Source organism: Mesorhizobium sp. M1E.F.Ca.ET.063.01.1.1, from assembly GCF_003998155.1.
Classification (GTDB): Bacteria; Pseudomonadota; Alphaproteobacteria; order Rhizobiales; family Rhizobiaceae; genus Mesorhizobium.
The window spans coordinates 1-5,145 of the sequence record NZ_RZSC01000423.1 but is presented as its reverse complement, the minus strand read 5'-3'; the positions used below and the strand labels follow the sequence as shown (position 1 = coordinate 5,145).

Below are 5,145 nucleotides of genomic sequence, written 5' to 3'. Positions count from 1 at the left end.
GCGGCGGAACTGCCTGCGGATCCGGTCGATGGTTGCCGGCTGAGGAGCCTGCAGCAAAGCATCTCCGTCCGGCGGCAAAATCTCGGCAGCCGGGCGCGGCACCGGGACCGAAACCGGCGTCGCTTCGGCAGGCACGGCGTCGGAAAACAGCAGGCGCTCGCTGACGCCAGCCGTCGTCCCCTCGCCCTCCTTCGCGCCGCGGCCACGTTCAGCCATCGGGTCTGCCCCTTGCGCCCCAGACCTCCTATGCTACATGAACGCGCCAAGCGCGAAAGTCCGCGCAATCACGCCTGCTCCAGTGCTTGCCGTGATCCGTGTCCTGACGACAGCTTATTGACTGCGGAGAGCAGCACCACATTCACTCCAGGCCTTTGTGGCGATACTTACAAATTGAGGATCGTCTTTCGCGTCTGAGGGCAACGTGCTGAATGTTAAAGCGGTCAGGGTAGTGTGCTGCAGGACTTTGCCAGCGAGCTTACCTGAGTAACAATCGCAGAATATTTTTTGTTGATCCTCTGGCAGGCTGTCTACATCAGTGTTCCGGTCCAGACAGCCTTTCACAATTCCGTTTCGCGTTTGCTCAACCCTGTTTAAGACTTCTTGTCTTCCCACAATACCTATCAAGACGATGAACGTGATGTAACCCGCTAGCAGGTTCTTTCCCTTTCGCATGATAAGGAAGCTCAGCAAGACCGGAATAGAGGTCAAGCCAACTCCATACCCTAAACTATCGCCATTGATCTCCCCGTATAGAGCAGCCGCAACCAATGCGGCGCCCCCGAAGATCAGTCCAAATAGGATCCAGTGCTTACGATTGGCGAGTGACGGCGGAACCACCTTGGAGTCGCCAGGCATGTTGGTCATTGGTTCCCCCTTTGGTTCGCAATATTTTCTCCTCCACGCCGCGGCCACGTCCAGCCATCGGGTCTGCCCCTTGCGCCCAAGACCTCCTATGCTACATGAACGCCGGTCGCGCGAAAGTCCGCGCAATCACGCCTGCTCCAGTGCTTCTTCGAGAGTTCCATGTCCGACAAGGTCGTCACCCGCTTTGCCCCCTCGCCCACCGGCTACCTGCACATCGGCGGGGCGCGCACGGCGCTGTTCAACTGGCTCTACGCCAAGCACACGGGCGGCACGATGCTGCTGCGCATCGAGGACACCGACCGCGAGCGCTCGACCGAGGCGGCGACAGCCGCCATCCTCGACGGACTGACCTGGCTCGGCCTGTCATGGGACGGCGAAGCCGTATCGCAGTTCGAACGCGCGCCGCGCCACCGCGAGGTGGCTGAGGAGCTCGTGCGCCTGGGCAAGGCCTATTACAGCTATGAGACGCCTGCCGAGTTGGAGACCATGCGCGAGGCAGCGCGCGCCAAGGGTCTGCCGCCGCGCTACAACGGCCAGTGGCGCGACCGCGACCCGTCCGAGGCGCCTCCCGGCGTCAAGGGCGCCATCCGCATCAAGGCGCCGACCGAGGGTGAAACCGTCGTGCACGACCGTGTGCAGGGCGAGGTGCGCTTTCCGAACAAGGATCTCGACGACTTCATCATCCTGCGCTCCGACGGCAACCCGACCTATATGCATGCCGTCGTCGTCGACGATCACGACATGGGCGTCACCCACATCATCCGCGGCGACGACCACCTCACAAACGCGGCGCGCCAGACCGTGATCTATAACGCCATGGGCTGGGACGTGCCGTCGATGTCGCACATCCCGCTGATCCACGGTGCCGACGGGGCGAAACTGTCAAAGCGACACGGCGCGCTCGGCGTCGAGGCCTATCGCGCCATGGGCTATCTGCCCGAGGCCCTGCTCAACTATCTGGCCAGGCTCGGCTGGAGCCATGGCGATGACGAGGTGATGTCGATCAAGGACATGATCGCCTGGTTCGACATCGGCGACGTCAACAAGGGAGCCGCCCGCTTCGATTTCGCCAAGCTCGAGGCGCTGAACGGCGTCCATATGCGCAAGATGGACGATAAGTCCCTGTTCGGCATTTTCGTCGCCACCTTGCCCCATCTTGAAGGCGGACCGGCGCTCGCGGCAAAGCTCGACGACAAGCGCAAGGCCCAATTGCTTGCCGCCATGCCTGGCCTCAAGGAGCGCGCGAAGACGCTGGTCGAGCTCGTCGACGGAGCCGCCTTCCTGTTTGCCGAACGGCCATTGCCCTTGGACGAGAAGGCCGCGGGCTTGCTCGGAGGCGATGCGCGCGCCATTCTGCGCGGCGCCCATGCGGCGCTCGCAGCCATCTCCGGCGAGTGGAGTGCCGCAGCCGCCGAGGCTGCCATCCGCGACTTTGCGCAGGCCGGCGGCCACAAGCTCGGCGCCGTGGCCCAACCGCTGAGAGCCGCGCTTACCGGCCGCAGCACCTCGCCCGGTGTGTTCGACGTGCTTGCCGTGTTGGGACGCGACGAAAGTCTAGCGCGGATCGGAGATCAAATCGATTAGGAGCGAACTGGCCCAAAAAGATTGGCATTGAAAGGTGTGTTTCGCAGTGCAACATTAGGCCTTGGCCCAATCTGGCACGCACCCCCTAAAATGCGGTGGTAAGTTCGCGCATTCCGGTGATTTCGACGTGTCGTTTGCAGGAATTGCCTTGCCGGCATGAGGAAACATAAAGGAGTTTGCAATGAGCGAAGCTGCGACAAAACTGGAACCGGGCGGCAAGGCGCATGAGTCGACCGCCAGGCTCGAACTCGCCGGCAAGACCCACGAATTCAAGGTGCGAAGCGGCTCGACCGGGCCTGACGTCATCGACATCGGCGCGCTCTACAGCACGACCGGGGCCTTCACCTACGACCCCGGCTTCACGTCGACGGCGAGCTGCGAGTCGGCGATCACCTTCATCGACGGCGATGCCGGCATCCTGCTGCATCGCGGCTATCCGATCGACCAGCTCGCCGAACACGGCGACTTCCTCGAGGTCTGCTACCTGCTGCTCTATGGCGAATTGCCGACCAAGGCGCAGAAGGACGACTTCGACTACCGCGTGACGCGCCACACCATGGTGCATGAGCAGATGTCGCGTTTCTTCACCGGCTTCCGTCGCGACGCGCACCCGATGGCCGTCATGTGCGGCGTGGTCGGCGCGCTGTCGGCCTTCTATCACGACTCGACTGACATCTCGGACCCCTACCAGCGCATGGTCGCCTCGATGCGGCTGATCGCCAAGATGCCGACCATCGCGGCGATGGCCTATAAATACCACATCGGCCAGCCCTTCATTTACCCGAAGAACGAGCTGAACTTCGCCGCCAATTTCCTGCATATGTGCTTCGCGGTGCCGTGCGAGGAGTACAAGATCAATCCGGTGCTGGCGCGCGCCATGGAGCGCATCTTCATCCTGCACGCCGACCACGAGCAGAACGCCTCGACCTCGACGGTTCGCCTCGCCGGCTCCTCCGGCGCCAACCCGTTCGCCTGCATCGCCGCCGGCATCGCCTGCCTGTGGGGCCCGGCGCATGGCGGCGCCAACGAAGCGGCGCTCAACATGCTGGGCGAGATCGGCCATGTCGACCACATCCCGGAATTCATTGCCCGCGCCAAGGACAAGAACGACCCGTTCCGGCTGATGGGCTTCGGCCATCGCGTCTACAAGAACTACGACCCGCGCGCCAAGATCATGCAGAAGACAGCGCATGAGGTGCTGGGCGAGCTCGGCATCAAGGACGATCCGCTGCTCGACATCGCGATGGAGCTTGAGAAGATCGCGCTGACCGACGCTTATTTCATCGAGAAGAAGCTTTATCCGAATGTCGATTTCTATTCGGGCATCACGCTGAAGGCGCTGGGCTTCCCCACCACCATGTTCACCGTGCTGTTCGCTGTCGCGCGCACCGTCGGCTGGATCGCGCAGTGGAAGGAAATGATCGAGGATCCACACCAGAAGATCGGGCGCCCGCGGCAGCTCTATACCGGCGCTACGGAACGCGATTACGTGCCGATCGCCAAGCGGTGATTTAAGCGAATAGCGAAATAGCGAGTAGCGAATAGGGAAAGAAGCCGATGAGTGCCGTGCGACACCCGCACTATTCGCTATTCGCTATTCGCTACTCCCTATTCGCTCTCCTGATACACCCCATCACCACCTCGGCGGCGATTTCGCCGGAGGGCTTCTCGGTTGCCATGCGCCTGGAGATCTCCGCGAAGCCCGCCTTCTGCCAGGCGCGCATGCCGGTATCGGCAAACAGCGCTTCCAACTGGCGCGCCAGGTTCTCCGGCCTGACATATTGGTCGTAAAATTCCGGCACCAGCGCGCGGTCGGCGATCAGGTTGGGCAGCAGCGCCGACCACGTCGTCACCAGATGCTGCAGCAATTGTCTGGCGATCGGATCGAGCTTGTAGCTGGAGACCATCGGAACGCCGCTGAGCGCGAGTTCGAGCGAGACTGTCCCAGAGGCGATCAAAGCCGCATCGGCCTTGCCGAAAGCCTGCCATTTGCGCTCTGGATCGGTGATGATCTCGGGCTTCTCGTCCCAGCTCGCGACCGACGTCCTGACCAGATCGGCGACATGCGGCACCGTCGGCAGCAACAGGCGCAGTCGATGGCCGCGTTGGTGGAGCACCGACACCGTCTTGCCGAACGGGTCGATCAGACGGCGCACCTCGCTGCGGCGAGAGCCCGGCAGCACGAGCAGCGTCTTCACGCGATCCGCCGACAGGTCGCGCGGCAGGCCCTGCGCCTTGGCGGCGCCAAGCACGCCGGGGTCCTGTGTCAGCCGGTGGCCAACATAAGTGCCGGGCGGTCCGCCAAGGCGGGCCAGTGCTTTCACCTCGAACGGCAGGATGCAGAGGATGTGGTCGACATATGGCTTCATTGCCACAGCCCTGCCCGGCCGCCATGCCCACACGCTTGGGCAGACATAGTGGACGATCGGGATGGCGGGCGCGGCAGCGCGAACCTTTTTGGCGACGCGCAGCGAAAAGTCGGGGCTGTCGATGGTGATAAGGCAATCCGGCCGCTCGCTCGCGATGGTTGCGGCCGTCTGGCTGATCTGGCGCATCAGCCGCGGCAGGTCGCGTAGGACGGCGCTGAAGCCCATCAGCGCGATCTCGCTGCCGTCGAAGAGCGGCGTCAGCCCCAATTCCTGCAGATGCCGGCCGCCAATGCCGACAAGCTGGATATCTCGGCCGGTGATCTTCTCG

5 protein-coding genes are annotated in these 5,145 nt (G+C 62.9%); 2 read left to right on the top strand and 3 right to left on the bottom strand.

Going from position 1 to position 5,145, the window contains the following annotated elements; translation table 11 throughout:
• Together EOA29_RS24380 and EOA29_RS24375 are read right to left on the bottom strand one after the other, a co-directional pair.
• A partial coding sequence (locus EOA29_RS24380; protein ID WP_145969771.1) for a hypothetical protein occupies positions 1-216 on the bottom strand: 216 nt, incomplete at its 3' end.
• A 114-nt stretch (positions 217-330) separates the two neighbouring features.
• Positions 331-864: a hypothetical protein gene (locus EOA29_RS24375; protein ID WP_126093895.1), complete on the bottom strand. Its 534-nt coding sequence runs from the start codon at positions 862-864 to the stop codon at positions 331-333.
• Positions 865-1,023: 159 nt separating this feature from the next.
• Between EOA29_RS24375 and gltX the strand changes: the two genes are divergently transcribed.
• Positions 1,024-2,448 carry a glutamate--tRNA ligase gene (gltX, locus tag EOA29_RS24370; protein ID WP_126093894.1) on the top strand — a complete coding sequence of 475 codons (1,425 nt, stop codon included), beginning with the start codon at positions 1,024-1,026 and terminating at the stop codon, positions 2,446-2,448.
• Between the two features lie 181 nt (positions 2,449-2,629).
• A complete protein-coding gene (gltA, locus tag EOA29_RS24365) occupies positions 2,630-3,958 on the top strand; it encodes a citrate synthase (protein WP_126093893.1) in 1,329 nt (442 codons plus the stop codon).
• A gap of 91 nt (positions 3,959-4,049) precedes the next feature.
• Here the strand turns inward: gltA and lpxB are convergent.
• A partial coding sequence (lpxB, locus tag EOA29_RS24360; RefSeq protein ID WP_127221712.1) for a lipid-A-disaccharide synthase occupies positions 4,050-5,145 on the bottom strand: 1,096 nt, incomplete at its 5' end.